Origin of the sequence: Paraburkholderia caffeinilytica, from assembly GCF_046030355.1 — a bacterium.
Lineage (GTDB): Bacteria > Pseudomonadota > Gammaproteobacteria > Burkholderiales > Burkholderiaceae > Paraburkholderia > Paraburkholderia caffeinilytica_B.
Genome location: NZ_JAQQCQ010000013.1, coordinates 102,629 through 127,988, shown reverse-complemented (window position 1 = coordinate 127,988; position 25,360 = coordinate 102,629). Strand labels below are relative to the sequence as shown.

At 63.2% G+C, this 25,360-nt stretch carries 22 protein-coding genes; 10 read left to right on the top strand and 12 right to left on the bottom strand.

The features are described 5' to 3' along the window. Positions 1-381: 381 nt before the first annotated feature. Positions 382-672, top strand: a complete 291-nt coding sequence (locus PQQ95_RS20350; protein ID WP_408439828.1) for a DUF1488 family protein — start codon at positions 382-384, stop codon at positions 670-672. A gap of 67 nt (positions 673-739) precedes the next feature. On the opposite strand, the gene PQQ95_RS20345 is transcribed toward PQQ95_RS20350, so the two are convergent. From PQQ95_RS20345 to PQQ95_RS20320, 6 genes are all read right to left on the bottom strand, one after another. Further along, on the bottom strand, positions 740-1,276 hold the full coding sequence (locus PQQ95_RS20345) for a cytochrome b (RefSeq protein WP_408439826.1): 537 nt from the start codon (positions 1,274-1,276) through the stop codon (positions 740-742). Positions 1,277-1,521: 245 nt separating this feature from the next. Continuing rightward, a complete protein-coding gene (locus tag PQQ95_RS20340; RefSeq protein ID WP_169484647.1) occupies positions 1,522-2,823 on the bottom strand; it encodes an NCS2 family permease in 1,302 nt (433 codons plus the stop codon). A gap of 475 nt (positions 2,824-3,298) precedes the next feature. Then, positions 3,299-3,556, bottom strand: a complete 258-nt coding sequence (locus PQQ95_RS20335; RefSeq protein ID WP_408439823.1) for a DUF4148 domain-containing protein — start codon at positions 3,554-3,556, stop codon at positions 3,299-3,301. A gap of 140 nt (positions 3,557-3,696) precedes the next feature. Then, on the bottom strand, positions 3,697-4,470 hold the full coding sequence (locus PQQ95_RS20330) for a slipin family protein (RefSeq protein WP_408439821.1): 774 nt from the start codon (positions 4,468-4,470) through the stop codon (positions 3,697-3,699). Next, positions 4,467-6,155 (bottom strand): NfeD family protein, encoded by a 1,689-nt coding sequence (locus PQQ95_RS20325; protein WP_408439818.1) that lies wholly within the window; start codon positions 6,153-6,155, stop codon positions 4,467-4,469. The genes PQQ95_RS20330 and PQQ95_RS20325 overlap by 4 nt, the downstream gene beginning before the upstream one ends. An 82-nt stretch (positions 6,156-6,237) precedes the next feature. Then, positions 6,238-7,284 (bottom strand): AraC family transcriptional regulator, encoded by a 1,047-nt coding sequence (locus tag PQQ95_RS20320; RefSeq protein WP_408439815.1) that lies wholly within the window; start codon positions 7,282-7,284, stop codon positions 6,238-6,240. A gap of 297 nt (positions 7,285-7,581) precedes the next feature. Here PQQ95_RS20320 and PQQ95_RS20315 point away from each other — a divergent pair, with 297 nt between their 5' ends. From PQQ95_RS20315 to PQQ95_RS20275, 9 genes are all read left to right on the top strand, one after another. Continuing rightward, a complete protein-coding gene (locus tag PQQ95_RS20315; protein WP_408439813.1) occupies positions 7,582-8,715 on the top strand; it encodes an acyl-CoA dehydrogenase family protein in 1,134 nt (377 codons plus the stop codon). Between the two features lie 181 nt (positions 8,716-8,896). Continuing rightward, the gene (locus PQQ95_RS20310) at positions 8,897-10,588 is read left to right on the top strand and encodes an AMP-binding protein (protein WP_408439810.1); all 1,692 of its coding nucleotides are present in this window, start codon (positions 8,897-8,899) and stop codon (positions 10,586-10,588) included. A 60-nt stretch (positions 10,589-10,648) separates the two neighbouring features. Beyond that, positions 10,649-12,166, top strand: a complete 1,518-nt coding sequence (locus PQQ95_RS20305; RefSeq protein WP_408439807.1) for a CoA-acylating methylmalonate-semialdehyde dehydrogenase — start codon at positions 10,649-10,651, stop codon at positions 12,164-12,166. A gap of 27 nt (positions 12,167-12,193) precedes the next feature. After that, entirely contained in the window at positions 12,194-13,108 is a 915-nt protein-coding gene (gene mmsB / locus PQQ95_RS20300; RefSeq protein ID WP_408439805.1) for a 3-hydroxyisobutyrate dehydrogenase, read from the top strand. Next, a complete protein-coding gene (locus tag PQQ95_RS20295) occupies positions 13,105-13,923 on the top strand; it encodes an enoyl-CoA hydratase (protein WP_408439802.1) in 819 nt (272 codons plus the stop codon). The genes mmsB and PQQ95_RS20295 overlap by 4 nt, the downstream gene beginning before the upstream one ends. Then, positions 13,920-15,068, top strand: a complete 1,149-nt coding sequence (locus PQQ95_RS20290; protein ID WP_408439799.1) for an enoyl-CoA hydratase/isomerase family protein — start codon at positions 13,920-13,922, stop codon at positions 15,066-15,068. Before PQQ95_RS20295 ends, PQQ95_RS20290 begins: the two co-directional genes overlap by 4 nt. A gap of 299 nt (positions 15,069-15,367) precedes the next feature. After that, positions 15,368-16,936, top strand: a complete 1,569-nt coding sequence (locus PQQ95_RS20285) for a PAS domain S-box protein (protein ID WP_408439796.1) — start codon at positions 15,368-15,370, stop codon at positions 16,934-16,936. 295 nt (positions 16,937-17,231) lie between these two features. After that, positions 17,232-17,414, top strand: a complete 183-nt coding sequence (locus PQQ95_RS20280; RefSeq protein ID WP_408439794.1) for a CsbD family protein — start codon at positions 17,232-17,234, stop codon at positions 17,412-17,414. Positions 17,415-17,485: 71 nt separating this feature from the next. Further along, a complete protein-coding gene (locus PQQ95_RS20275) occupies positions 17,486-18,571 on the top strand; it encodes an AI-2E family transporter (protein ID WP_408439792.1) in 1,086 nt (361 codons plus the stop codon). 64 nt (positions 18,572-18,635) lie between these two features. Here the strand turns inward: PQQ95_RS20275 and PQQ95_RS20270 are convergent, their stop codons facing one another. The 6 genes from PQQ95_RS20270 to PQQ95_RS20245 all read right to left on the bottom strand — a co-directional run bounded on the left by PQQ95_RS20270 (position 18,636) and on the right by PQQ95_RS20245 (position 25,071). After that, positions 18,636-19,892 (bottom strand): MFS transporter, encoded by a 1,257-nt coding sequence (locus PQQ95_RS20270; protein WP_408439791.1) that lies wholly within the window; start codon positions 19,890-19,892, stop codon positions 18,636-18,638. 175 nt (positions 19,893-20,067) lie between these two features. Further along, complete coding sequence (locus tag PQQ95_RS20265; RefSeq protein WP_408439789.1) at positions 20,068-20,895, bottom strand: siderophore-interacting protein; 828 nt, start codon at positions 20,893-20,895, stop codon at positions 20,068-20,070. 81 nt (positions 20,896-20,976) lie between these two features. After that, positions 20,977-22,005: a PadR family transcriptional regulator gene (locus tag PQQ95_RS20260; RefSeq protein WP_408439787.1), complete on the bottom strand. Its 1,029-nt coding sequence runs from the start codon at positions 22,003-22,005 to the stop codon at positions 20,977-20,979. A gap of 769 nt (positions 22,006-22,774) precedes the next feature. Next, complete coding sequence (locus PQQ95_RS20255; RefSeq protein WP_408439785.1) at positions 22,775-23,419, bottom strand: Dabb family protein; 645 nt, start codon at positions 23,417-23,419, stop codon at positions 22,775-22,777. Then, entirely contained in the window at positions 23,409-23,753 is a 345-nt protein-coding gene (locus tag PQQ95_RS20250; protein WP_408439782.1) for a hypothetical protein, read from the bottom strand. Before PQQ95_RS20250 ends, PQQ95_RS20255 begins: the two co-directional genes overlap by 11 nt. A gap of 358 nt (positions 23,754-24,111) precedes the next feature. Further along, entirely contained in the window at positions 24,112-25,071 is a 960-nt protein-coding gene (locus PQQ95_RS20245) for a helix-turn-helix domain-containing protein (protein WP_408439780.1), read from the bottom strand. Positions 25,072-25,360 lie beyond the last annotated feature (289 nt).

The following is a 25,360-nucleotide window of genomic DNA, read 5'->3' as shown; positions in this document are numbered from 1 at the left end:
CGCCGTTGCGTTCCGCAGTGCAACATATGCATCCGCAGCCTGATACCGATATTACAGGACGAAACGGGACCCGCGCAAAAGCCCCATGACCGCGGAGAAAACCGGTCGCGCAGTAACGCGCGAGTGCCCCAAAACACCCCGGCAGGCACCAAAATCAAGCAAACAAAAAGGAAAACTTGCGCCGCGCCCGAACTCGTCTACAGTGAATCAAATCACCTCCGCGGGGCGCGAAGTACGGCGCCCCCGCATCCGTGGGGTGACGGACCCGCGCCGCGTGCATTCGACAAGGAGGAAAACGCGCTGCCGGTGCGACCAGACTCAACCAGCGTGCGCAGTACCAATCGACCCATGCGCAGCACCCAATTTCTCAGGTGAACTCCCATGCAGATCCTATTCCCGAACGAAACTCCTGAATATTCAGGTCGCGAACTTACCTTGGCGTTCCCGGCGATGGTTGATGGGCAAAGGGTGGAGTGCATGATCACCGCTGAGGCGCTGGAAGATCACTTCGGCGCCGCATCGCCGCGTCTGGAGGACATGGTCGGCGCATTCGACGCGCACCGGTCTCGCATCGAAGCGGCCACGCGGCGTCTGCTATCGGAAACGCGGGCGCAATGCCTGGTGCTGAGGAGCGGTTACGTGCGGTTCTATGAGGCGAACTGGCGCAACTGAGCGAGTCCGCGCCTGGCTACCCTGAGCGCAAACACCGGCGCTGCATGCGCCGGAGACTGGACGCCGGTCAAACCATCCGCCGCAGCGTCCGATCCTTGAACACCACGTGGTGCGCAATCGCCGCAAGCGCGTGCAAGCCGATCACCCAGTAAAACGCATTGCCCAGCCACTCATGCGCTGTCTTGAGCAATGGCCGTGCAACCGGATCCGCGCCGATCAGCGTGTAGTCCAGGTTGATCCACGCCAGCCTGACCGGATGCCCGCCGGCATTGATCGTCAGGATGCCGAGCAGCGGCTGCGCGAAGATAAAGACGTACAGGGCGAGGTGTGCGGCGCGCGCCAGAAACGTGAGCAGCCGGTTACCTTCGATTTCCGCGGGTGTGCCGGCCCACAGTCGCCATAGCAGGCGCAATACTGCCAATCCCAGCACCAGGGTGCCGGCCCAGAAATGCACGCTGCTCCAGAATGCGCGGCTCTCAGACCCTTTCGGCCCGCGTATTTCGATTGCCAGATAAGCGAGTGCGATCAACAGAAAGATCGCCCAGTGGAAGAAGATTGCCGGCCTCGTGTAACGGTCCGAGGCGCGGTTGTGGGTGTAGGACATGCAGGGAACTCCTGTGACCAGTTCGTTGGTTTTTTTCAATCATCGGATGATAAAGGGTGCCCGACCGGAACGGGCGCCTTCAATAAAATGATTGTTGATCCAGACCGAACCGTGATCAGACAACGCGACGATAGCGCAGATGCTTTCCCTCAGGATGTGACGCGCTGCGTGGCGTTGCATAGCGCATCGCCATGCCGTGTGGCGTCACATCTTGCCCTGTGCCTTCGCCTCAGGTACCGCCGCGCTTATTCGCTGCCGAGGTAGAAATAGCGGAACAGGAAAATCGCCGCGATGATCCACACCACCAGTTTCACTTTGCGCGCCTGGCCGGTCAGCAGTTTCAGGCCGGCATACGAGATGAATCCGAACGCGACGCCATTGGCGATCGAGTAGGTGAACGGCATCAGCAGTGCGGTCAAGGCGGCCGGTACGACTTCGGTGGCGTCGTCCCACGGCAGATCGAGCATTTCGCGCAGCATCAGGCACGACACGTACAGCAGGGCCGGCGCCGTCGCGTAACCGGGCACCACGCCCGCCAGTGGCGCGAAAAACAGCGCCGCGAGGAACAGCACGGCGACGGTGATCGCCGTTACACCCGTGCGGCCGCCGGCCTGCACGCCCGACGCGCTTTCGATATACGCAGTGGTCGACGACGTGCCCAGCATCGAGCCGGCCAGAATCGCCGTACTGTCGGCCAGCAATGCGCGGTTCAGCCGGAACATCTTGCCCTCGACCAGCAGCCCGGCGCGATTGGCCACGCCCATCAGCGTGCCGGTCGCGTCGAACAGTTCGACGAGGAAAAACACTAGGATCACGTTCAGCACGCCGCCGGAGAGCGCGCCGCGAATGTCGAGCTGGAACAGCGTCGGTGCAATCGACGGCGGCGCGGAGACGATGCCGTGAAACTGATTGCCGCCGAAGAAAAAGCTCAGCACCGTCACGCCGACAATGCCGATCAGGATTGCGCCGCGCACCCGCAGATAGTCGAGCGTGACGATGGCGAAGAAGCCGATCACCGCGAGGATCACATGCGGGTTATGCAGGTCGCCGAGCGTGACGAGCGTGGCCGGATTGCCGACCACCACACCGGCCGATTTCAGCGAAATGATCGCGAGAAAGAGGCCGATGCCCCCGGTAATGGCAATGCGTATGGAGTGCGGAATCCCGTTGACGATCACTTCGCGCACGCGAAACAGTGTGACGATCAGGAACAGGCAGCCGGAGATGAACACCGCGCCAAGCGCGGCTTGCCACGTGAAGCCCATGCCTTTCACGACGGTGTAGGCGAAGTACGCATTCAGGCCCATGCCGGGCGCGAGCGCGATCGGGTAGTTGGCGTAGAGCCCCATGATCAGCGAGGCCAGCGCGGCGACGATGCAGGTCGCGACGAACACCGCGTCCTTCGGCATGCCGGCGTCGCCGAGAATCGCCGGGTTGACGAAGATGATGTAGGCCATCGTCAGGAAGGTGGTCAGCCCCGCGAGCACCTCGGTGCGCAGGTTGGTGCCGGCGGCTTCGAAGCCGAAGTATCGTTTTATGGAGTCCATGAGGCGGGTCTCTCGTTGTTCAAAAAGCGTTTCTTGTGGTTGATACGGGCGATTCGTGGTGAACAGGCGGGCGGCTGTGCCGTCCGGCGCGGCGCCCCGCGGCCAGGCCTACGGGCGGATTGTAGTCACGATTGGCTGCGCCTGACCGGTTTGCGTGACTGCGGCGCTTGCCGAAGGGACGAGATGATACCTTGCCAGCGCACAGGCCGGCGCGGCAAGCGAATTTGCGATGTGATGGCGGGAAAGGGCGGGTTTGCGGAGGCGCGGGGAAAAGCGAAGCCTCGCACAGCGGCGTGAATCGAACGGGTTACGCAGAAGCCGGCCGTGAAAAGGCGGGTAGAAGGCGCAAGCGGGGAAAAGGGTGCGGCAGGTGATTTGCGCAGAGATGGACAGCGCGTCCGGGGCCGGCGTCGCCTGCGACCCTTGCAGTCGCGGACGGCCCGGCCTGCCGTTTCAAGGCCAGAATGAGGCTTGATTACTGCGTCGTGCTCCCACCCATTTGCTGCGCTCGCCGCGCGGCGATGACGCGGCCCGCGCGTTGCGCGTTATCCGGATAGTTGATCCAGTCGAGCGGATCGTAGCCGGCGGCGCGCCAATCGGCCAGATCGGCCTTCACCTGAGCGCGCGTGAGCGGCGCCGACGGGTCGTAAGACCGCGAGGTCTGCGCAAACGCGCTGCTTATACTCACGGCGGCTAACAGCGCGCCGAGTCCAACTAGAGAAACGATTTTCATGATTGGCTCCTATGGAGCAGTTAAAGACAACCCCCTGATTTTAATTTTCACGGGCGTTCCGATTAAGCCGATTGAAGACAATGCACCGTTTCACCCCGTGATCCAAAGCGGGATAAAGTGAAGCGGCGCGCTCCCCCGGTTCAGGACGCCGACGGCTTGCTGAAGCGATCCAGCACCGCGCTCAGCAGATCGATCGGCAGCGGAAAAACGATCGTCGAATTCTTGTCGGCGGCGATCGTCGTGAGGGTTTGCAGGTAACGCAACTGCATGGCCTGCGGCTGTCTCGACAGCGTCTGCGCGGCCTCCAGCAGATGCTGCGAGGCCTGTAGCTCGCCTTCCGCATGAATCACCTTGGCGCGGCGTTCGCGCTCGGCTTCGGCCTGACGGGCGATCGCGCGGATCATCGTTTCGTTGATGTCAACATGCTTGATCTCGACGATCGACACCTTGATGCCCCACGCGTCGGTCTGGGCGTCGAGCACCTTCTGGATATCGGCGTTCAGCTGCTCGCGATCCGCCAGCAATTCATCGAGTTCATGCTTGCCGAGCACCGCGCGCAGCGTGGTTTGCGATAGCTGGCTGGTCGCCTCGAAATAACGCGCCACCTGGATGACGGCCTTCTCCGGATCGACGACGCGGAAATACACCACCGCGTTGACCTTCACTGAAACGTTGTCGCGCGTGATCACGTCCTGCGGCGGCACGTCGAATACCACGGTGCGCAAATCCATGCGCACGGCCTGCTGCACGATCGGGATGATCAGAACGAGGCCGGGCCCCTTGACCTTCCAGAAGCGCCCGAGCATGAACACCACGCCGCGTTCGTACTCGCGAAAAATCCGTATCGATGAAGCAATCAGGGCGGCCACCAGCAGAATCAGAATGCTGCTAAAGCCGAATGTGAAACCGATCATGAGCGTTCTCCTTGTTGTTGTGCTTCCGCGGGCACCACGGTCAGCGTCAGTCCGCGCCGCGCGGTGACGCGCACCGCGTGGCCGGCCGCGACCGGAGCCGTGCTGGACACCCGCCAGCGTTCACCCTGCACCTGAGCCCAGCCGGCCAGCGTGCCGCCCGCTGCCGCGCCTGCCATGGTGTCTGCTGCCGCGTCTTCCTGCGGCAGGCCACCGTCCGGCAGAAGGCCGCCGTCGAGCACGACGCCGAGACTGCCGATCAGCCCTTCCGAGCCCGTCACTATGGGCCGGCGGCGCGCCCGCAGGGCGAGCCTCGACACCCCGAACACGAACGCGACACTGAACACGGTTACGGCCGCGATCAGGGGCAGGGGAATGCCGTAGCCGGGCACGTCGGTATCGATCAGCATCAACGCGCCGATCACGAACGCGACGACGCCGCCGAAGCCGAGCGAACCGAAGGTCGGCAGAAACGCCTCGCCGATCAGGAAGGCGATGCCGAGAAAGATCAGGCCGAGTCCGACGTAGTTGACCGGCAGCATCTGCATCGCGAAGAGTCCCATCAGCAGACTGATGGCGCCGACCACGCCCGGCAGCACGAAGCCGGGATTGGCGAACTCGAAGAAGAGGCCGTACATGCCGATCATCAACAGCACCAGCGCGACGTTCGGATCGGTGATGACCGCGAGGAACTGGCTGCGCCAGTCGGCTTCGAGGGTGACGACGGGTGCGTTGGCGGTGCTGAGCCTGACGTCGCCGTGGCTGGTGCTGATCGTGCGGCCGTCCACCTGGCGCAATAGGTCGGGAATGTCGCGTGCATTCAGATCTACGACGTGCTGGGCGAGCGCTTCGCTGGCGGACAGGCTGACGGCTTCGCGCACGGCGCGTTCGGCCCAGTCGGCGTTGCGTCCGCGCATTTGGGCGAGGCCGCGAATGTAGGCGGCCGCGTCGTGGACCTGTTTGCGCAGTTCGGTGGATTGGGTGTCGAGCGGGAGGGGGGCGTTGGGGGCGCTTGCAGAGTTGCCTGCGTTCGCCGGAGTCACCGAGTTTGCTGAGTTTGCTGGGGCAGCCGGGTTCGCCGAATCCCCTGCGGCCGGCGCTCCGGATCCATTCTTTGGCGCGCCGCTCCCAGCCCCCGTACCGGGCAATCCAGGCAATCCGCCGCCGCCCGCAGGCGGCTCCGCACCGCCGATGCCCATCTGGATCGGCGTCGCCGCGCCAAGATTGGTGCCCGGAGCCATCGCCGCAATATGGCTGGCGTAGACGATATAGGTGCCGGCGCTCGCCGCCCGCGCGCCACTCGGGGCGATAAAGGTGGCGACCGGCACCGGCGAGCCGAGAATCGCCTTGATGATCTGCCGCATCGACGTATCCAGTCCGCCGGGCGTATCGAGTTGCAGCACGGCGAGTTGCGCGCGTTCGTCGGCGGCGCGCTGCAGGCTGCGCACGATGAAGTCGGCGCTGGCCGGACTGATCGCGCCGTTCACCGGGATCACAACAACGCTACCCGGCGCGACGGCGGCCTCGGCGGCGCCAAACCGCGGCGCGCTTTCGCACAACGCGAATCCAAGCGCCAAAAGTACGCCTAACGCGGTCATGCCGCGCATCAACCGGCCCACGACTCTGCCACGGATAAGCGCAAAGCGCGGACCAGACTGCCGGAACGGGAGACGCGGATACGTGCTCATCGCTGACGGCTGCCGCGCCATGCCGACGGGTATCGGCCGGCGCGGGCCGCTACCCCAAAAAGGCTGGCCTGCTCCTTACAGCTTAGTCCGATTCGGTGCGCCGCGTGAAATCCGCACGCGCCGGCCGGTAATCGGTCGGCCGCATCCCGGTCCACTTGCGAAACGCGCGATGAAACGCGCTCGGCTCGGCAAAACCCACGGCGGTGGCGATGTCGGCGATCGTGCGATCGGTGTCCTGCAGTTCGCCGATTGCAATGTCGCGCCGCAAGTCGTCCTTGATCGACTGATACGTATAGCCTTCCTGTTTCAAACGCCGCCGCATGGTGGCCTCCGCGACGTGCAGGCGCAGCGCCATCTGGTCGGCGGCGGGCCAGCCGGCCATCGGCAGCGCGCGCAGCATCTTGCGCACGCGCGCGGCAAGCGAGCCGGGATTGCGATACTTGACGATGAAACTGCCTGGCGCATCGCGCAGGAACGGCCTGGCTGACTTGGTCGTCTGCATGACCGGCAGGTCGAGAAATGCCGGCGACAGATCCACGTACGACTCGGCTTGATCGAACGTCATATCGTCGCAGAACATCAGGCGGTATTCATGCGCGGCAGGCGGTTCGGCGCAGCGAAAGCGCGCCTCGATCAGCGGAATGCGCCGCCCGACCAGCCAGCACAGCAGACCGTACACGACGATGAAGTAGGTCGCATAAGCGAACATGGCAGGCGGCTTCGCGCCTTCGCGCTCGACGAACCGCAACCGCACACGCTGCGCATCCGTCTCGATCTGTGCGCCGAGATCGTCCAGCACGAGCCGCATGAAGCCGACCGCCCGCGCGAGCGCCTGCGCGCCGTTACGCGCGGTCAGCGTGGTCTGGGTCATGGCGATGAAGCTGCCGCTCTTCATGCGGTGCGAGTCCTGACCGAAGAACTCGTCGTCCAGCGCGCGGGCGATACCGGCCCACAGCGCGCCGTACTGCGCCGACGAGACCCGGCTTTTCGGCGACGCCAGCATTGTTGCCGCGATGCCGGCGGCTTCGGCGAGCGGCAGCGCCTCGAAACCGCGAGCCCGCGCCAACGCGAGAGCCTCCTCGACGAGACTGACGGAAACCGTGCCCCTGTCGCTCCTGGCATTCTTCATGTTTTTCATGCTCATCTGGCAAACGCGCTCAACATTTTCCTTGTGGCGATCCGCTAAGCCTTTGAAAACGTGGCCTGAATCAATCCCGCATGATACCGGTATGGCAAATTCGCTCAGCCAGAATGATCGGGCTGAGCATCGAACCTGTCCAGCAGCTTCCCTACACTTGGCCTGAATCTATCGCGGGACGGCTTGCCTCGGAGACACCACGGCGAGACCGGTTATCCCCGCGATGAGTCGTGGACGACGAGGCCGCACCTCGCCACCGCGACGCGATGCACATAACAGGATCGAGCCATGGACAGCTTCTACACCGACGAACAGCGGATGATCCGCGACGCCGCCCGCGACTTCGCCACCAAACGCCTCGCGCCGCACGCCGGACAATGGGATCGCGACGCGAAGCTGCCAGCGGACGTCGTGACGCAAATGGGCGAGTTGGGTTTTCTCGGCATGATCGTGCCGTCCGAGTGGGGCGGCTCCTATACCGACTACGTGGCCTATGCGCTCGCGCTCGAAGAGATCGCCGCGGGTTGCGCCGCTTGCGCCACGCTGATGAGCGTGCACAACTCGGTCGGCTGCGGGCCGATTTTGAACTTCGGCACGGACGCACAAAAAGATCGCTATCTGCAAGACCTCGCCACCGGACGACGCATCGGCGCGTTCAGTCTGACCGAGCCGCAGGCCGGCTCCGAGGCGAACAATCTGCGCACCCGTGCAGTGCTGCGCGACGGCAAATGGATTCTCAACGGCAACAAGCAGTTCGTCACGAACGCCGCGCGCGCCAGCATCGCGATCGTATTTGCCGTCACCGATCCCGACCGCGGCAAGCGCGGCCTGTCCGCCTTCATTGTGCCGACCGATACGCCGGGCTTCAACGTCGGTAAGCCTGAGCACAAACTGGGCATTCGCGCCTCGGATACCTGCCCGATCTCGCTCGACGATTGCGCGGTGCCCGAAGCCAATCTGCTCGGCGAACCGGGCGAAGGCCTGCGCATCGCGCTGTCGAATCTCGAGGGCGGGCGCATCGGTATTGCGGCGCAGGCGGTCGGCATCGCGCGAGCCGCATTCGATGCCGCGCGCCGCTACGCGAACGAACGCGTGCAGTTCGGCAAGGCGCTGAAGGACCACCAGACCATCGCCAACATGCTCGCCGACATGGCGACGCGTTTGAATGCAGCGCGTCTGCTTGTGCATCACGCGGCGCGTTTGCGTACGGCGGGCAAGCCGTGTTTGTCCGAGGCGTCGCAGGCCAAGCTGTTTGCCTCGGAACTGGCTGAGGAGGTCTGTTCGAACGCGATCCAGATTCACGGGGGCTACGGCTATCTCGAGGACTACGCGGTGGAGCGGCACTATCGCGACGCCCGCATCACGCAGATTTACGAAGGAACCAGCGAAGTGCAGCGGATGGTTATCGCACGGCACGTTTAGACGCAGGTTAGACGGCTTTTGAGCGCAAAATAGCTTGCCGGCAGGGCAAAGGCACAGGCAAAAATCAGAGCGCATACCGCGCCGGAAGCATGGGACCTGAGTAAGCACTATGGGGCTGGAGTAAGCGCTAAAGCGCCAACTCCAGCCGACACGCTAACTCAGGTCGACACAGGAGACGACGATGACTGCAGCGAAGGGCTTTCTCGAAGCGCGCGATCTGTTATTGCGCCACCGCACCGACTACGACCGCGCCTACCGCGAATTCGCGTGGCCGACGCCAGGCCAGTTCAACTGGGCGCTCGACTACTTCGACGTGATCGCGCGCGATAACGACAACCCGGCACTGTGGATCGTCGACGATCCCGCAAGCGACGGCTTGCGTCTGTCCTACGCGCAGATGTCCGAGCGCTCGTCGCGCATGGCGAACTTCCTGCGCAGCCTCGGCGTGGGGCGCGGCGACCGCTTGCTGCTGATGCTGCCGAACCGCGTCGAACTCTGGGACGTGATGCTCGCCGCCATGAAGCTCGGCGCAATCGTGCTGCCGGCCACCACCCAGCTTTCCGCCGACGACGTGCGCGACCGCGTGCAGATCGGCGGTGCGCAGTTCGTGGTGGTCGATAGCGCGGAGCTCGCCAAGTTCGATGCACTCGACATGCCGCTCACGCGCATCTCCGTCGGCACGCCGCGCGACGGCTGGATCGATCTTGCCGCAGCCTATGACGCATCGCCGCAATTCACTCCCGAAGGCGTGACGCACGCCACCGATCCGCTGCTGCTGTACTTCACCTCGGGCACCACGTCCAAACCGAAGCTGGTCGAGCATACGCACCAGAGTTACCCGATCGGGCATCTGTCGACCATGTACTGGATCGGCCTGCAACCGAACGACATCCATTGGAATATCAGTTCGCCGGGCTGGGCCAAGCACGCATGGAGCTGCTTCTACGCGCCGTGGAATGCGCAGGCCTGTGTGTTTGTTTTCAACTTCCCGCGCTTCGTGCCGAAAGATACGCTCGACGTGCTGGTGCGTTTCAACGTCACCACGCTGTGCGCGCCGCCGACTGTGTGGCGCATGCTTGTGCAGGAACATCTCAACGACTATCCGGTGAAGCTGCGCGAGATCGTCGGCGCGGGTGAGCCGTTGAATCCTGAGATTATCGAACGCGTCAAACATGCGTGGGGTATCACGATTCGCGACGGTTTTGGCCAGACCGAAACGACCTGCCAGATCGGCAACCCGCCGGGACAGCCGGTGGTGCCGGGTTCGATGGGCCGCCCGCTGCCGGGCTACAAAATCGAGCTTCTCGACGCGGACGATCAACCCGTCACCGAAGGCGAAATCTCGCTGCCGCTGGCCGAACGTCCGCTCGGTTTGATGACCGGCTACGCGAACAACGCCAACGCCACCGCGCAAGCCATGCGCAACGGGTTCTACCACACCTCCGACGTCGCGTTGCGGCGCGATGACGGCTACTACGTCTACGTCGGCCGCGCCGATGACGTTTTCAAATCGTCCGACTACCGGTTGAGCCCGTTCGAACTCGAAAGCGTGCTGATCGAACACGAAGCGATCGGCGAAGCAGCCGTGGTGCCGAGTGCGGACCCGCTGCGCCTCTCAGTGCCCAAAGCGTTCGTCACCGTGCGTCAGGGCTATGAAGCCAGTCCCGAACTCGCGCGCGCGGTCTTCGCGTTCTCGCGCGAAAAACTCGCACCGTACAAGCGGATTCGCCGCCTGCAATTCAGCGATCTGCCAAAAACCATCTCCGGCAAGATCCGCCGCGTCGAACTACGGCGCCGCGAAATGGAGCGCGCAGACGAACCCGCACGTCTGCCGGACGAGTATTGGGAAGAGGACTTCCCGGATCTGCGTTGATTTTTTTTTATTCCACATCACTGTCCGGCCGCCACGCGGCCACTGCACAGGAGTTTCAGCATGAGCGCAACTGCTTCGAACAAGGCCGCCACGGTCAAATTGCTGATCAATGGCGAATTCGTCGAATCCAAAACCACCGAATGGCGTGACATCGTCAATCCGGCTACGCAAGAGGTGCTCGCCCGCGTGCCGTTCGCCACCGCCGACGAAGTGAACGAAGCGATCCGCTCCGCGCACGCCGCGTTCAAGACGTGGAAAGACACGCCGATCGGCGCGCGCATGCGCATCATGCTGAAGTACCAGGCGTTGATTCGCGAGCATTCGCCGCGCATCGCTCGCACCCTCAGCGCCGAGCAGGGCAAGACGATCCCCGACGCGGAAGGCGATATCTTCCGCGGACTCGAAGTCGTCGAGCACGCCTGCTCGATTGGCACCTTGCAGCAGGGCGAATTCGCCGAGAACGTGGCGGGCGGTGTGGACACCTACACGTTGCGTCAGCCGATCGGCGTCTGCGCCGGCATCACGCCGTTCAATTTCCCCGCGATGATTCCGCTGTGGATGTTCCCGATGGCGATCGTCTGCGGCAATACCTTCGTGCTGAAGCCGTCCGAGCAGGACCCGCTGTCGACCATGCAACTGGTCGAACTGGCGCTCGAAGCCGGTGTGCCGAAGGGCGTGCTGAATGTCGTGCACGGCGGCAAGGAGGTGGTCGACGCGCTCTGCACGCACGATCTGGTGAAGGCGATTTCATTCGTCGGCTCGACCGCGGTGGGCACGCACGTTTATCGCCTCGGCAGCGAACATGGCAAGCGCGTGCAGTCGATGATGGGCGCAAAGAATCACGCCGTGGTGCTGCCCGATGCGAACCGCGAGCAGACCTTGAATGCACTGGCCGGTGCAGGCTTCGGTGCAGCGGGACAACGTTGCATGGCGACCTCGGTGGTAGTGCTGGTCGGCGCGGCGCAGCAATGGTTGCCCGATCTGGTCGCCAAGGCGAAGACGCTGAAGGTCAATGCGGGCAACGAGCCGAATACGGACATTGGCCCGGTTGTCTCGCGTGCCGCGAAGCAACGCATTCTCGGCCTGATCGAAACGGGCGTGAAAGAGGGCGCAACGCTGGCGCTCGACGGCCGCGACGTGAAGGTGCCGGGTTACGAGCAAGGCAACTTCATCGGCCCGACGGTTTTCACCGATGTCACGACCGAGATGGAAATCTATCGTCAGGAAATTTTCGGCCCGGTGCTGGTGGTGCTGACCGTCGCTACACTCGATGACGCGATCGCGCTCGTCAATCGCAATCCGTTCGGCAATGGCGTGGGTCTTTTCACGCAAAGCGGCGCGGCGGCGCGCAAATTCCAGAGCGAGATCGATATCGGTCAGGTCGGCATCAACATTCCGATTCCGGTGCCCGTGCCGTTCTTCAGTTTTACCGGTTCGCGTGGTTCGAAACTCGGCGACCTCGGGCCATACGGCAAACAGGTCGTGCAGTTTTACACGCAGACCAAAACCGTCACCGCACGCTGGTTCGACGACGATACCGTCAATGACGGCGTCAACACCACCATCAGCTTGCGCTGAGCCGTTCGGTCTATTGGAGAGAACACCATGAAAATAGGCTTTATCGGACTCGGCAACATGGGCGCGCCGATGGCGCTCAATCTGCTGAAGGCGGGCCATGCGGTCAACGTATTCGACCTCAACGCGCAAGCCGTGCAAGCGCTGGTCGACGCGGGCGCCAAGGCGACGGGTTCGCCGAAAGCCGCGGTGACCGACGCGGAATGTGTGGTGACGATGTTGCCCGCCGCGGCGCACGTGCGCAGCGTGTTGACAGCGGACGACGGCGTTTTCGCCGGCATCGCGAAAGGCGTGACGATCATCGATTCGAGCACCATCGACCCGGCAAGCGTGAAGGCGTTTGCCGAGCTGGCCGCGCAACACGGCAATACCTTCGTCGACGCGCCCGTTTCAGGCGGCACCGGCGGGGCGGCGGCGGGCACGCTGACCTTCATGGTCGGCGGCAGCGCGAGCGCGTACGAGCAGGTCAAGCCAGTGTTGTCGGCGATGGGCAAGAACATCGTGCATTGCGGCGAGACCGGCACCGGCCAAGTCGCGAAGATCTGCAACAACCTCGTACTCGGCATCACAATGGCGGGCGTGGCCGAGGCGATGTCGTTGGGCGAGGCGCTCGGCATCGACTCGAAGGTGCTGGGCGGCATCATCAATACCTCGACGGGCCGCTGCTGGAGTTCGGATACGTATAACCCGATGCCCGGCGTGATCGAAACCGCGCCGTCCACGCGTGGCTATACCGGCGGCTTCGGCACCGATCTGATGTTGAAGGATCTGGGTCTTGCCACCGACGCCGCGAAATTCGCGCGTCAACCGGTCTATCTCGGCGCATTGGCTCAACAGCTTTATCAGACCATGAGCACGAAGGGCGCGGGACGTCTGGACTTTTCGGCGGTGATCAAGCTTTATCGTAAAGAAGGTAAGGAAGGCAAGGACGGAGACGCGTCATGATCGAACTCGACTATGCACATGACGGCGCCGTCGCGCTGTTGACGCTCAAGCGGCCGCCCGCGAACGCGTTTACGCCGGACGGCTTGCTGCAGTTGCAGCAGACTGTCGAGCGTCTGAACGGCGAAGCGCGCGTGCGGGCCATCGTCATCACGGGCGACGGCCCCAAGTTCTTCAGCGCGGGCGCCGACCTGAACACCTTCGCCGACGGCAATCGCGAAGTCGCGCGCACGGCGGCGACGCGTTTCGGCGCGGCGTTCGAAACGTTGCAGAACGCGCGGCCGGTGGTGATCGCCGCGATCAACGGCTACGCGATGGGCGGCGGGCTCGAATGCGCGCTGGCCTGCGACATCCGCATCGCCGAGCAACACGCGTCGATGGCGTTGCCCGAAACGGCCGTGGGCCTGCTGCCATGCGGCTGCGGCACGCAGACGCTGCCGTGGCTGGTCGGCGAAGGCTGGGCCAAACGGATGATCCTGACCGGCGAACGTGTCGACGCGGCGACCGCATTGCGCATCGGTCTCGTCGAAGAAGTGGTGGAAAAGGGCGCCGCGCGCGAGGCCGCGCTGACGATGGCGGCGCGTGTCGCGACCTTGAGCCCGCAAGCGGTCGGCTTCAGCAAGACGCTGATTCATCAGGGCCGTAATGGCGTGCCGCGTGCGGCGGCTTTGGCGGTGGAGCGGGAGCGCTTTGTCGATCTGTTCGATGGCGCAGACCAGCGCGAAGGCGTCAATGCATTCCTCGAGAAACGCGCGCCACGCTGGCAGGTGACGCAGACAGAGCAGGGCGCAAACGCCGGAGAGGAGAACCATCGATGAGCGCGGTGCAGAGCGCCGCGCTCGATACGAGCGTCGAAGCGGAGCGCGAGATCCTGTTTCGCGTCGTCAACCGGGTGGCGATCATCACGCTGAACCGGCCGGCCGCGCTTAATGCGCTATCGCACGCGATGGTGCGCGAGCTTGCCGTGCTGGTCGAACACTGCCGCACCGATGACGGCATCGTTGCCCTCGTGCTGAAAGGCGCGGGCGCCAGGGGCTTTTGCGCCGGCGGCGACGTGCGCGAGGTGCACCGGCTCGCAAAGAATGGCGACAGCCGGTGGCTGGCGTTCTTCGTCGACGAATACCGGCTGGACTATGCGCTGCACAAGTTTCCAAAGCCGGTGGTCGCCTTGCTCGACGGTATCTCGATGGGCGGCGGCATGGGGCTCGGCCAGGCGGCGCGGCTGCGCATCGTCACGGAGCGCAGCAAGATCGCGATGCCGGAGACGCGTATCGGCTTCCTGCCCGACGTCGGCGCGACGCGTTTTCTGAGCGTGATGCCGGCGGAGGTCGCGTTATATGTCGGGCTCACCGGCGTGACATTGTCCGGCGCCGACGCCTTGCGCCTGCAACTGGCGGATCTGTGCGTGCCCGCCGAGTGGCTTGGCACATTCGAAGAGCGCCTGCAGCGCATGTCGCACGCGGGGGACTTGATGGCGGCATTGCGCGGGGTGTTCGAGCCGCCTTGCAACATCGTGCCGCATGCCGCGTTGGGGCCGTTTACCCAGCTGATCCTGCGGCACTTCGACCGGCGTTCGAGCATCGAGCGGATCGTCGCGACGTTGCGCCATGATCTTGCGCGCGAGCCCGCGCGTGAGGTGAAGCAGTGGCTGCAGTCTGCTTATGACGCGATGGTCGGACATTCGCCCACCATGCTTTATGTCACGCGCGAGGCGCTGCTGCGCGGGCGGCAGATGACCTTGGCGGAGTGTTTCCGGATGGAACTGGGCATCGTCAAGCGGGTGATCGAGGAAGGCGATTTCTGCGAAGGCGTGAGGGCGCAGTTGATCGATAAGGATCGCAAAAGCCGGTGGGCGCCCGCGACGCTTGCGGAAGTGCGGCCGGAACGCGTCCGGCATTTTCTGGCGTCGCCGTGGAAGCGGGAAGCGCATCCGCTGGTTGCGTTGGGCGTTGAGGAAGGCTGATACTGCCAGCGCCAGCAGCGCCAGCAGCGCCAGCAGCGCCAGCAGCGCCAGCAGCGCCAGCAGCGCCAGCAGCGCCAGCAGCGCCAGCAGCGCCAGCAGCGCCAGCAGCGCCAGCAGCGCCAGCAGCGCCCGCAGCGTTGCCTGAAGCGGCGGCGGTCGCGCGTGACCGGCTGCTCGGCGGCACCTGGTGCAAGTGCACCAGACCGCCTGGTGCATAGGCTATTGGCACAGCGGCGCGATTTGGGCCATCCTGCGGTCTGGACAGGCTCTCTCGCGCGCTCCCCGCGCGCCAACAACAAATGACCGCAACACCCTCGCAGCCGGTTCAAAACAAGGATTCGGACGACACCCTGCCGCCAGCCGACGACAAAGTGCTGCGCACGCAGACCGACCGCCGCCAGTTGCAGCAGATCATCACGGGGCTGACCGAGGGCGTGATCCTCGTCGAGCCGGACCAGACCATCGTCTGGGCGAATCAGGCCGCGCTGGAAATGCACGGCATCGCCGACGTCGCGGAACTTGGCGCGGACGTCACCGAATATCGCGAGCGCTTCCGGCTGCGTTACCGCAATAACCATCCGTTGCCCGAGGGCAGCTATCCGATCGAACGCGTGGTGGCGGGCGAGTGCTTCAGCGACGTGGTGGTCGAGGTCTTTCCGGCCCACGACGACGAAGTGAACTGGGTGCATCGCGTGCGCAGCCTCGTGTTGACCAATGCCCGCGGCGAACCCGACTGTCTGGCGCTGATCCTGCACGACGCAAGCGAATGGGCGAGCGCCGAGCAGCGCTTCGAAAAGACCTTCAATGCCAACCCCGCGCCGGCGGTGATCTGCCGCCTCAGCGATCAACGCTACATCAAGGTCAATCAGGGCTTTCTGGAGATGACCGGTTATGTGCGCGAGGACGTGATCGGCCGCTCGGTGTACGAGCTCGACGTCTTCGAAGGCGCGGAGAAGCGCGAGCTCGCTATTGAACGGCTCAGCGAAGGATCGACCATTCCGCAGATGGAGGCGCTGCTGCGCTTGCCTGAAGGCGGCAACAAGTTCGTGGTGGTGGCCGGCCAGCCGATCGACATCGGCGACGAAGCGTGCATGCTGTTCACCTTCATGGACCTCGAGCCGCGCAAACGCGCCGAGAGCGCGCTGCGGCAGAGCGAGGAGCGCTTTGCCAAGTCGTTCCGGATGACGCCGGTGCCCACCGCACTGTTCGTCGCCGATGATTACATGACGCTCGATATCAACGACGCATTCACCGAAACCACCGGTTTTTCCTCCGAGGCGCTGCTGGGCAAGCCGCTCGACCAGAGCGGCCTATGGAACGGCGACGCCTGCGCGCGGATCAGCGAGGCGCTCGGCGGGTCGGGCAGCCTGCGCAACGTCGAATTCCAGGTGAACAACCACGCGGGCGACCTGCTGAACTGCCTCGTGTCGGCCGAAGCGGTCAGCATTCACGGCAAGGATTGCGTGCTGATGACCTTGCTCGACATCACCGAGCGCAAGCGCTCCGAAATGGAACTGGTGACGGCGATCGAGACCGTCATGCAGGACGCCTCCTGGTTCAGCCAGACGCTGATCGAGAAGCTCGTCAACGTGCGGCGCGCGAACGCGCCCGATGCAGGCGGCCATCTTGCCGATCTGACCGCGCGTGAGCGGGAAGTGTTCTCGTGTCTATGCGCCGGTCTCGCGGACAAGGAGATCGCCAGAGAACTGGGGCTCGCGCCCAACACGGTGCGCAACCATGTCGCCACGATCTACGCGAAGCTCGATGTCCATAGCCGGGGCGAGGCGATTGTGTGGGCGCAGAACCGCGGCCACTTTGGCCTTACGCCTGCCAAAGCGCCACGCCGTAAGGGCTCGAAGACCGCCTAGACGCATTTTTCCCTGCATTTCCTGTAGAAATGCGCGGTTGGGAACGAACCGTGCTACCGAGGTTCGCTTGAGCCGAGGCGGTGCGAGTGGGTTCGAGTCGAAACGAATGCCTCAGACGCGGTGACGCGCGGTTCAAATGCACCAGACGATCCAGTGCATTCGCGCCTGTCGGCGGATGCCTTGAATCTCGACAATGAGATCCTGCGTCGAGTGTAGGTGTGGATGCGCTCAGGCCATTCCGGCATGACGCGCTCGGTGCCGTTTGTGTGCAACTCAACCTTTCAAGGAAATCGTCATGGATAAGAATCGAGTCGAAGGTGCGGCGAAACAGGTCAAGGGCTCCGTGAAGGAAGCGATCGGCAAAGTCACCGGCAACCGCACCACCCAGGTTGAAGGCGAGGCTGAAAAGCTGGCCGGCAAGGTGCAGTCGAAAGTCGGAGAAGCGGCGGATGCGGTCCGCGATCGCGTGAAGAAGTAACCAGGCTGCAAGCGTCAGGCCATCGCCGGCTGCGGCCGGCGATGGCTTGCCACTCCGTTCAAGGAAAGTTCATGCTGGGATTCGACATCTGCACGGCCCGGAAAGTCTGGACCGCGTTTCTGATCGCGCTGCTGCTGTTCATTATCTATACCGCGTCGTCCACGTTGCTGGTGGTCGTATTCGCGGTGTTCTTCAGCTATCTGATCTATCCGATGGTCGATTTCGTCGACCGCTTCCGGCCGCGCCGCGTGCCGCGGGTTGCATCGATCGCATTGGTGTTCGTGGTGGCCGTCGCGGTGATCGCGGTGGCGAGTTCTTTATTCGGCGTGCAACTGCAGGATCAGGCCACGCGTCTGTTCGCGCAGTTGCCTGAATTGATGAAGTCCGACGTGCCCAATCGTTTTCCGTTGCCCCATTTTCTGGAGCCGTTGCGGGAAAGGATCGTGGAGTTCGTGCGCAGCCAGATCGAGACCGGTTCCGACAAGGCCGTGCCGATGGCGCGCAGTGTCGGCCTCGGCGTGGTGCATGCCGCCAGCAATCTGATTTATCTCGTGCTGGTGCCGATTTTGAGCTTCCTGCTGATCAAGGAAGGTCCGCAGATGCGCGATGCGTTTCTCGATTTACTGACGGATCGGCATCGCGTGTTGTGGTCCGGAATCGTCACGGATCTGAATGTGCTCTTGTCGAAGTATGTACGGGCGTTACTGTTTTTGTCGCTCGCGACGTTGATCTGTTACGGCGCGGTTTTCTCGTTGCTTGGCGTGCCGTATGCGTTTTTGCTGGCCGTGAGCGCGGGCTTGCTGGAGTTTGTGCCGTTCGCCGGGCCGCTAGGTGCGGTTGCCATTACGCTTGTGGTGGCCGTCTTTAGCGGTTATGCGCATTTGCTTTGGCTGGTGATTTTTATCGCGTTGTACCGGTTGTTTCAGGACTATGTGCTGAATCCGTATTTGATGAGCGAAGGGGTCGAAGTGAGTCCGTTTCTCGTCATTGTCGGCTTGCTGGCCGGCGATCAGCTCGGCGGCGTGGCGGGGATTTTTCTGGCGGTACCGGTGATTGCGATGTTGAAGATTGTGATTGGCCGAGCCCGGCGTTTTTATGCTTCTTCGCGCAATGAAGGGGCTGCCGCGCGGCGGGCTTTGATTGGGGACGTTGAGTAGGTGCAGGCCGTCGGCGCTGCGCGCGCCGACGTGGTGCTTCAAGTTGCGCCGGCGTGCTTGAACGTCAACCTTCTCCGACTGTGCTGCCGCTCAATACGCCTGTTGGCGGCAAGGCGCTCTGCGCGCCCTGAACGCGGGAAACCCAGAACACCCCGACTAGCGCGACGGCGACCGCCACCCATCCAACGGTTCCGTATCCTACGATCTGGCCCGTCGGTGAACTGCTCAGCATCAAGCCGCCGATCCACGCGCCACAGCCCGTACCCAATGCCTGCAGCGCGCTGTTGGCGCTGAGAAAGGCGCCCCGGCGGGCCGGCTCGGGCACGGTAGTCAGGAGTGCCTGCATCGGCACCATCCGCCCTGATAACAGCACCATGAAAAACGGGAAAAACATCACCAGTGCGTAGAACGGCAGATCCGGCAGATGCGTCACAAACAGGACGGGCAGAAACGATAGCACTGCTGCAATCCGGAATACGCGCCGCGTGCCAAACCGATCGGCGAGCCGGCCCACCCGGCGCGATGTGAAGAAGGTTGCCGCGCCACCCGCCATATACAGCCACGACAACTGCGCCGGGGCCACGCCATGATTGGCGACCAATACCGGAGAGATAAAGGGGATCACCAGCATATGCGCGACCATCATCATGAAAGTCAGCGCGAATGCATTCATATGCCGCGGGTTGGTCAAGAGCCGCCACAATTCGGGTAGCACCTCGCCAAGCGCAGGCTGCCGCCGGCTCAAATGTTCGGCAAGCGAAGGGACCAGTTGCCAACCGGCCATCCAGACGAGCAGCGACAGCGCCACCAGCAAATAGAACGGCGCGGCCCAGTTGAAGTGCGCCCCTAGCATGACGCCGGCCGGCACGCCGGCAATCGCTGCCAACGAAAAGGCCGTCATGATGGTGCCGGTCGCGGCGCCGCGGCGTTGCACCGGGATCACGTCGCCGACGATCGCCATGATCACCGAGCCCAATACGCCGCCCGTAATGCCCGCAAACGCGCGCGCGACAAGCAGAAGGGGAAAGCTGCTCGCCAGCGCGCACGCCAGGTTCGATAGCGCGAACAGCGCATAGACGGTCAGCAGCAGACGACGCCGGTCGAAGCGGTCGATATAGGTCGCCGCGAATAGCCCCGACAGACCTGAACACCACGAATACGCCGATACGGCTGTCGCGAACGCGGCCGGGGTGATACCGAACGAGTGCATGATCTGCGGGCCGAGCGGCATCATCACCATGAAGTCCATGATGATCGTGAACTGCGTTAGCGCAAGCAGCCACAGCAAACGGCGCTCGTGCTTTGTACTGATTGAATACATCGGTCAATTCCCTGGTTGTTGCTCAAAGCACGCCGCTCGTAGGGCGCGTGCATCTTGCAGGGCTCGTTGGTGGATGCGGTTCACGCCTCCTCGTAGCCTCTGCATTCCGCGCATCTCGCGCGGCTCAGACGCCCTACGCAACTCACGCAGTTCCTTGCGCGCTAGCAGCGGGCAGTCAATCGTCGAGCGATTCATGGACTGCTTCGGCGCCCTGTTTCCAGTAGCTCGCCGCGCGGATGCGCGACTTGTCGACGCCACGTTCCGTGCACAGGTGGTAGCGCACCGCGCGCATCGTCGCGGATTCGCCGGCGGCCCATACGTAGCCTTCACCGTCTTCGGGCAAGTAGATTTCGCGTACCGCTTGCAGCAAGGCCTCGCCGCGATAGCCCGATTCGCTGCGATGGCGCCACACCATGTGCAATTCGGCCTGCGTCGCGAATTCGATCTGTGCCGATGCATCGGCCACTTCGATCACTGCCGCGACGCGTGTGCCGGTGGGCAGTTCTTCGAGGCGGCGAGCAATGGCCGGCAGCGCCGTATCGTCGCCAATCAGCAGATGCCAGTCGAAGCCGGTCGGGATCACCAGCGAGCCGCGCGGGCCGCCTATGCCGAGATACTGGCCCACTTTGGCTTGCGCCGCCCACGTTGCAGCCGGGCCGGCCTCGTGCATGGCGAACTCGATGTCCAGTTCACGCGCCTCAGCGTCAAAGCGGCGCGGCGTGAAATCGCGGGCAATCGGCCGCGGCTGGCCGGCGGGAAACACGGGACCGTCGGGGCCGGCTTCGGGCAGGACGGGTTTGTCGGCGCCGGGTTCGGGGAAGAACACTTTGATGTGGTCGTCGAACGAAGCGGAGACGAAGTCATGCAGATCGTCGCCCGTGAAAGTCACGCGAATGAGATGCGGATTCAGCGCATGGACTTCTTTGACCTGCAACAGACGGAACTTCAGCGGATGCCGCACGCGATGGACTGCCAGATCGGCCCGGTTGTCATTTGTCAGCATAAGGTGCCACTCCTGTCGGTTTGATGAGTGCGCGAAGGCGCGCAAGGGCGCCTTCGAACGCGAGTGTCGGGTAGCGCGATCTCAAACGGCCGGTTCGCCGTCTTGATTGCCGCCGGGATTGCCTTCGCCTTCGATTTCATGGGCCGCGCGCATGAGGATCGCGGCAATGCGGCGCTGTTCTGCGGCCGGTGCGTTGTCACGGCGCAGGAGCGCATGCTTCAGCGCGCGGCGCGCCTCGGTCAGTTCCGGCAGCCAGCCGCCTTCGCTGATGTCGGCCGGCTCCTCGCCGGCAAACGCGCGGCGCACGGAATCCATCTTGCGGGCGATATGCGTCAGCCTGGCGAGCATCAATTCGACGCGGTCGCGGTTGGTGGCCAGGTACTCGCGGCCCGCTTCCGATAGTTCATAACGCTTGCGATTGCCTTCGAGTTGCACGGTCACGTAGCCGAGTTCCTCCAGATACGTGAGCGCCGGATAGACCATCCCCGGGCTCGGGCTATAGAAACCGTTCGAGCGCGTTTCGAGCGCCTTGATCAGCTCGTAGCCGTGGCTGGGTTGCGCATCGATCATCGAGAGCAGCAGCAATTGCAGATCGTCGGAGCTGAATTTGCGGCCGCGCGGAAAACCGTCGCCGTCGCCGCCGAATCCGCCCGGGCCACCGCCGCCGAAGCGTCCGCCACGACCGCCGCCGCGATGCTCAGGATGGCGGCCGATTGCGTGCCACAGGGCGTGCAGGGCGAAGCGGTCGTGCCCGCGTCGGTTTAAGCCGTGGCCGTGGCCGTGGCCGAAGTCGCCGCGGTCGCCGCGGTCGTTGCGATCGCCGCGTTCACCACCGCGTTCACCGCGGCCACCATGGTCGCGTTCGTCACGGTGGAATTCGTGTCGGCCGCCGTGGCGGCCTCGCTCGTCACCGTGAAACTCGCGCCAGCCGTCTCGCCAGCCGTGACGGCGTTCGAAGCCTTCACCGCGCGCCTCACCGCCATGCTCGTCGCGGAGGGCGTAGTGACGGGCGAACGCATGCCAAAGCGCATGCAAAGACGGGCGGTCATGCCCTGCGAAGAAACCTTCGTCCGCGCCACGCGAACGGGAAAAACGATGTTGATGACGCATCTTGGGTACTCCATTTGTGTCTTAAGATGTGTCGTAAGATATATATCTAAAGATAGTTTGTCAAACTCATTTTTTGCATCGGCGGAATTTTTGTTTGTCGTGGATGGGCTTTTTCGACTTGCAGGTTTGCGAAAAGATGGTTTTTTTGCAGCAGTCGACCTTCGCTCAATCTTCGATCTGATCGGCCTGTGAGCAAGATGCGTCCCCCGGCGATGGCCGCCGGCAAGCACGTCGAAGAGATCTGGTCAGATCTGCGCGGGCCGAGGGCGATCGAACAGTCGTGTACGGCACGCCGGACGCTCCTTGCTGAATTGCAAAGCAAGGGCGCCAGTGACGAAGGGTGAGGACTTGCCGTTGAGCCGCTCGCGAGCGTGATCGCCGGAGCGGATGACTGAGTGACTGGCGAGGAGGGGGCCGGAGACAACTGTGTTGGTCTCAATTCGACCATGAAGCGATATCTGCATGCCGCCACAAAATGGCCGCTCAACAGCCTATTGGGGACGGTTGTCACGGACCTGCGTCATTGGCGAGTATCGGCGGATGCAACAGCCCGCGTCCCTCCAGCGAGTTGCGTGCCCTCCGGCCTACGCAATTGACGCCACCGTCTCAGCCAATGTGCCTGGGAGGATGGCGGATTGCTCAAGGCTCCGCCCGCTGACGATTATCGTGGCGCCTTCCGCGGCGAAGCGTTAGGCGATGGCTTGGCCGATCCCGCGGTTTGCGCAGGTGATGGGCGCGATTTAGCCGATCAATTGCCGCGGCTTGCTGGTCATATCGATCCGTGCGTGATGGCGGGAAGGGTCAGGAGGCTCGATTCCAACGGACAAAAGGCATGGGAAATTGCCTCCACTGTCCATTCCGGAAACTCAGGGTCGAACCAGCGGTCTACCCAGCCCCAATGAAAAGGGTGTGTCAGATATTCGCCCTGAAGGTCCTCGACACAAACGAACTCCTGCTGCCAGACGTGAGTCCACTCGCTGCCCGACGTGACGCGGCTCAATTGCCAGTTGCGAATGGTCGGCATGTACGCGGGCATGCGCAACAGATCGCGCTCCAAGGCGGCGACGTGTTCGCTGCATGCCTCTGGCCTGACGCGAAACAACAGGGTGCGCCACACGCCATTTTGCAAACCGGCCGCCCGCTGACCACCGTTTATCGGCCGATACACGAGATGATCCGCTCGCGACACGCCCGGCAATTGCGTCAGATATGCAGTCGCTGCCCCATCGCGAGCATTGCCTTCGATGTGCAGATCAACCGTGTAGTCACCGGCCCCCCAGCAGCCTTCCATGTTTCGGCCGAAGACGATCCGGCGCAGACCTGGTAGCGAGTGAGCGCGTGCATCCAGTTCGCGCTCCAGCGTGTCCTGGGAAGCACCATCCTCGAGATAGAGCTGGGCTGTTTCAAACTGCATCGAGCGCCTCCATGGGTTCGGGGAGCGGCTGATCGGCGCCGGTCAGAACATGGCGGCGGCGACGATGAGCGAGTTGATCCACTGCAGACCAGAATTCGATCACCTCAGGACCGGTGGCAGCGCGCATGCCGTAATAAGCGAGCACGCCAGGCAACTGCCACAGCAACCACAATGTATTGGGCTCGCCGGGGATGGCAATCGGCGGCGACACCCAGCGATTGAGCAGGGTGAGCGCCCGTGCCGAACTGGTACCGAGATAGCGTTCCTGCAAAAGATCAAGCACGGCTGGAAGGTCCTTGGCGCTCACTACGATTTCGTCCAGTACATGGATCATGTGCCGTCTCCTGAGAGTACGGTGGTGCGCCGGCGAACGTTGAGACGCCGCAGCGGTGGTGCGCCAATCGTCATGGTCTATATGTTCCCTTTATGTAGGAGTGTTCACCTGGAAATCGGGGGCCAGCAGCGGAAAGCTGGGTCTGGCTGGGCCGGGCTAACTCAGGCTGCAATGGCAAAGACTCGATCGTTCGGTTTTGCGTGCAAGCGTGAGCAAGCGAATCCATTATGTGATGACGCGCCACGGGTGGCCCTTACCACGTCGGTCAGCAAACGCTACCGTGGCGATCAAAACGGGATCTGCGTGAAGACTATGCCGGAAGCCGTGTTCAACAAAGCGTCCAGAGTGTTCAGGCCTGCTATTGGCGACGGCGAAAATGGCTGGGCGCCACCCCGGTCCAGCGAACAAAAGCGCGACGAAACGAGGCTTCGTCGCTGAAGCCCAGGTGGCCTGCGATGCGGCTCATCGACCAGTTGGTGGCGCGCAGACAGCGCTCGGCGAATTCCCGCAGGCATTGTTCACGCAACGCCTGGTAGCCGGTATTCTGGGCTGCCAGGCGGCGCCGTAAAGTGGGTTCGCTAATGCCGAGGGCCGTGGCGATTTCGCTCAAGGTCGGAAGAGGAACTTCGCGCGCCAGCGCGGCTTCGAGAAAGCCGTATACCTGTTGGGCAAATGACAGCGCATCTGGAAACGTTCCGGTCAGTCGAAACGGCACGTCCACCAGAAACGGGGCAAGCTCTGCGGGCTGCCGCAACACGGGCTGCGTCAGCAACGCGGCGTCGAATGTGAGTCCATAGGTCGGCTCGCCCACTGCGACCGGGGCGCCGAACAGACCGAGGAAGGGCGAGGCGTCTTCGCGCACCGGATGGGCGAGAAAGACCCTGCCAGGTTTCAGCGGTTGCCGGATCAGCCAGCTGAAGAGCTGGAGATAGAACAGCAAGCCCGTCAGATCAACCAGGCACGCCGCAGAACTTTGCCGTTGGCGCAACGAGTCCATATAGAACGTTGCAGCAAGGTCGCTCGACTTCAGGCTCAACGCCCCAGCCCTGGGATGCAGCATTGCGCAGAAGTCGATCGCGCAGTGAATGGCTTCATCCAGAGAACGGCAACTGAGCAGGCACCGGCACATGAGGTCGACCTCGTTCTTGCGCATGGGGGGATGGCCGTCACCTTGAGCGACTTGTGCCTCCAGTTGCTCGATCGCCGCGCGATACATCGAAACGAAATGATCCGCCGAAAGAGAGTCGGTGGCATCCGGTAAAGCCGGCTGAGCACTTGGGGCGTTCGTGCCGTTATGGCGGTTCAGTTCGTCCAGCAAACGCGCGCCAAAACCTTGCGGCACGCGCGCAGTGTGCCGCTTGCGCGAAGTTGCCACGTAAATCTCCTTTTGAGCGAGGTCGTAACGGTTGATGATCGAAACGGTAAGCGTTGCTCGTCCGTCCCCATCGGATAATGACCTTACGCTGAAAGCCCGTCTGCCAGGTCATGCCCCCTGTTAGCAATCTTTACAGGCTGGCGGGAACGGCGATGATATTCCTCAGGCGTCGGCCTGTCACTTTTGAAACAGAATATGAGCATCCTCGCGAAGGGCATGCATGGGAAACCCT

Coding starts and splice junctions, on each gene's coding strand:
- PQQ95_RS20350 (WP_408439828.1), top strand. CDS start 382: ATGCAGATCCTATTCCCGAACGAAACTCCTGAATATTCAGGTCGCGAA.
- PQQ95_RS20345 (WP_408439826.1), bottom strand. CDS start 1,276: ATGTCCTACACCCACAACCGCGCCTCGGACCGTTACACGAGGCCGGCA.
- PQQ95_RS20340 (WP_169484647.1), bottom strand. CDS start 2,823: ATGGACTCCATAAAACGATACTTCGGCTTCGAAGCCGCCGGCACCAAC.
- PQQ95_RS20335 (WP_408439823.1), bottom strand. CDS start 3,556: ATGAAAATCGTTTCTCTAGTTGGACTCGGCGCGCTGTTAGCCGCCGTG.
- PQQ95_RS20330 (WP_408439821.1), bottom strand. CDS start 4,470: ATGATCGGTTTCACATTCGGCTTTAGCAGCATTCTGATTCTGCTGGTG.
- PQQ95_RS20325 (WP_408439818.1), bottom strand. CDS start 6,155: ATGAGCACGTATCCGCGTCTCCCGTTCCGGCAGTCTGGTCCGCGCTTT.
- PQQ95_RS20320 (WP_408439815.1), bottom strand. CDS start 7,284: ATGAAGAATGCCAGGAGCGACAGGGGCACGGTTTCCGTCAGTCTCGTC.
- PQQ95_RS20315 (WP_408439813.1), top strand. CDS start 7,582: ATGGACAGCTTCTACACCGACGAACAGCGGATGATCCGCGACGCCGCC.
- PQQ95_RS20310 (WP_408439810.1), top strand. CDS start 8,897: ATGACTGCAGCGAAGGGCTTTCTCGAAGCGCGCGATCTGTTATTGCGC.
- PQQ95_RS20305 (WP_408439807.1), top strand. CDS start 10,649: ATGAGCGCAACTGCTTCGAACAAGGCCGCCACGGTCAAATTGCTGATC.
- mmsB (WP_408439805.1), top strand. CDS start 12,194: ATGAAAATAGGCTTTATCGGACTCGGCAACATGGGCGCGCCGATGGCG.
- PQQ95_RS20295 (WP_408439802.1), top strand. CDS start 13,105: ATGATCGAACTCGACTATGCACATGACGGCGCCGTCGCGCTGTTGACG.
- PQQ95_RS20290 (WP_408439799.1), top strand. CDS start 13,920: ATGAGCGCGGTGCAGAGCGCCGCGCTCGATACGAGCGTCGAAGCGGAG.
- PQQ95_RS20285 (WP_408439796.1), top strand. CDS start 15,368: ATGACCGCAACACCCTCGCAGCCGGTTCAAAACAAGGATTCGGACGAC.
- PQQ95_RS20280 (WP_408439794.1), top strand. CDS start 17,232: ATGGATAAGAATCGAGTCGAAGGTGCGGCGAAACAGGTCAAGGGCTCC.
- PQQ95_RS20275 (WP_408439792.1), top strand. CDS start 17,486: ATGCTGGGATTCGACATCTGCACGGCCCGGAAAGTCTGGACCGCGTTT.
- PQQ95_RS20270 (WP_408439791.1), bottom strand. CDS start 19,892: ATGTATTCAATCAGTACAAAGCACGAGCGCCGTTTGCTGTGGCTGCTT.
- PQQ95_RS20265 (WP_408439789.1), bottom strand. CDS start 20,895: ATGCTGACAAATGACAACCGGGCCGATCTGGCAGTCCATCGCGTGCGG.
- PQQ95_RS20260 (WP_408439787.1), bottom strand. CDS start 22,005: ATGCGTCATCAACATCGTTTTTCCCGTTCGCGTGGCGCGGACGAAGGT.
- PQQ95_RS20255 (WP_408439785.1), bottom strand. CDS start 23,419: ATGCAGTTTGAAACAGCCCAGCTCTATCTCGAGGATGGTGCTTCCCAG.
- PQQ95_RS20250 (WP_408439782.1), bottom strand. CDS start 23,753: ATGATCCATGTACTGGACGAAATCGTAGTGAGCGCCAAGGACCTTCCA.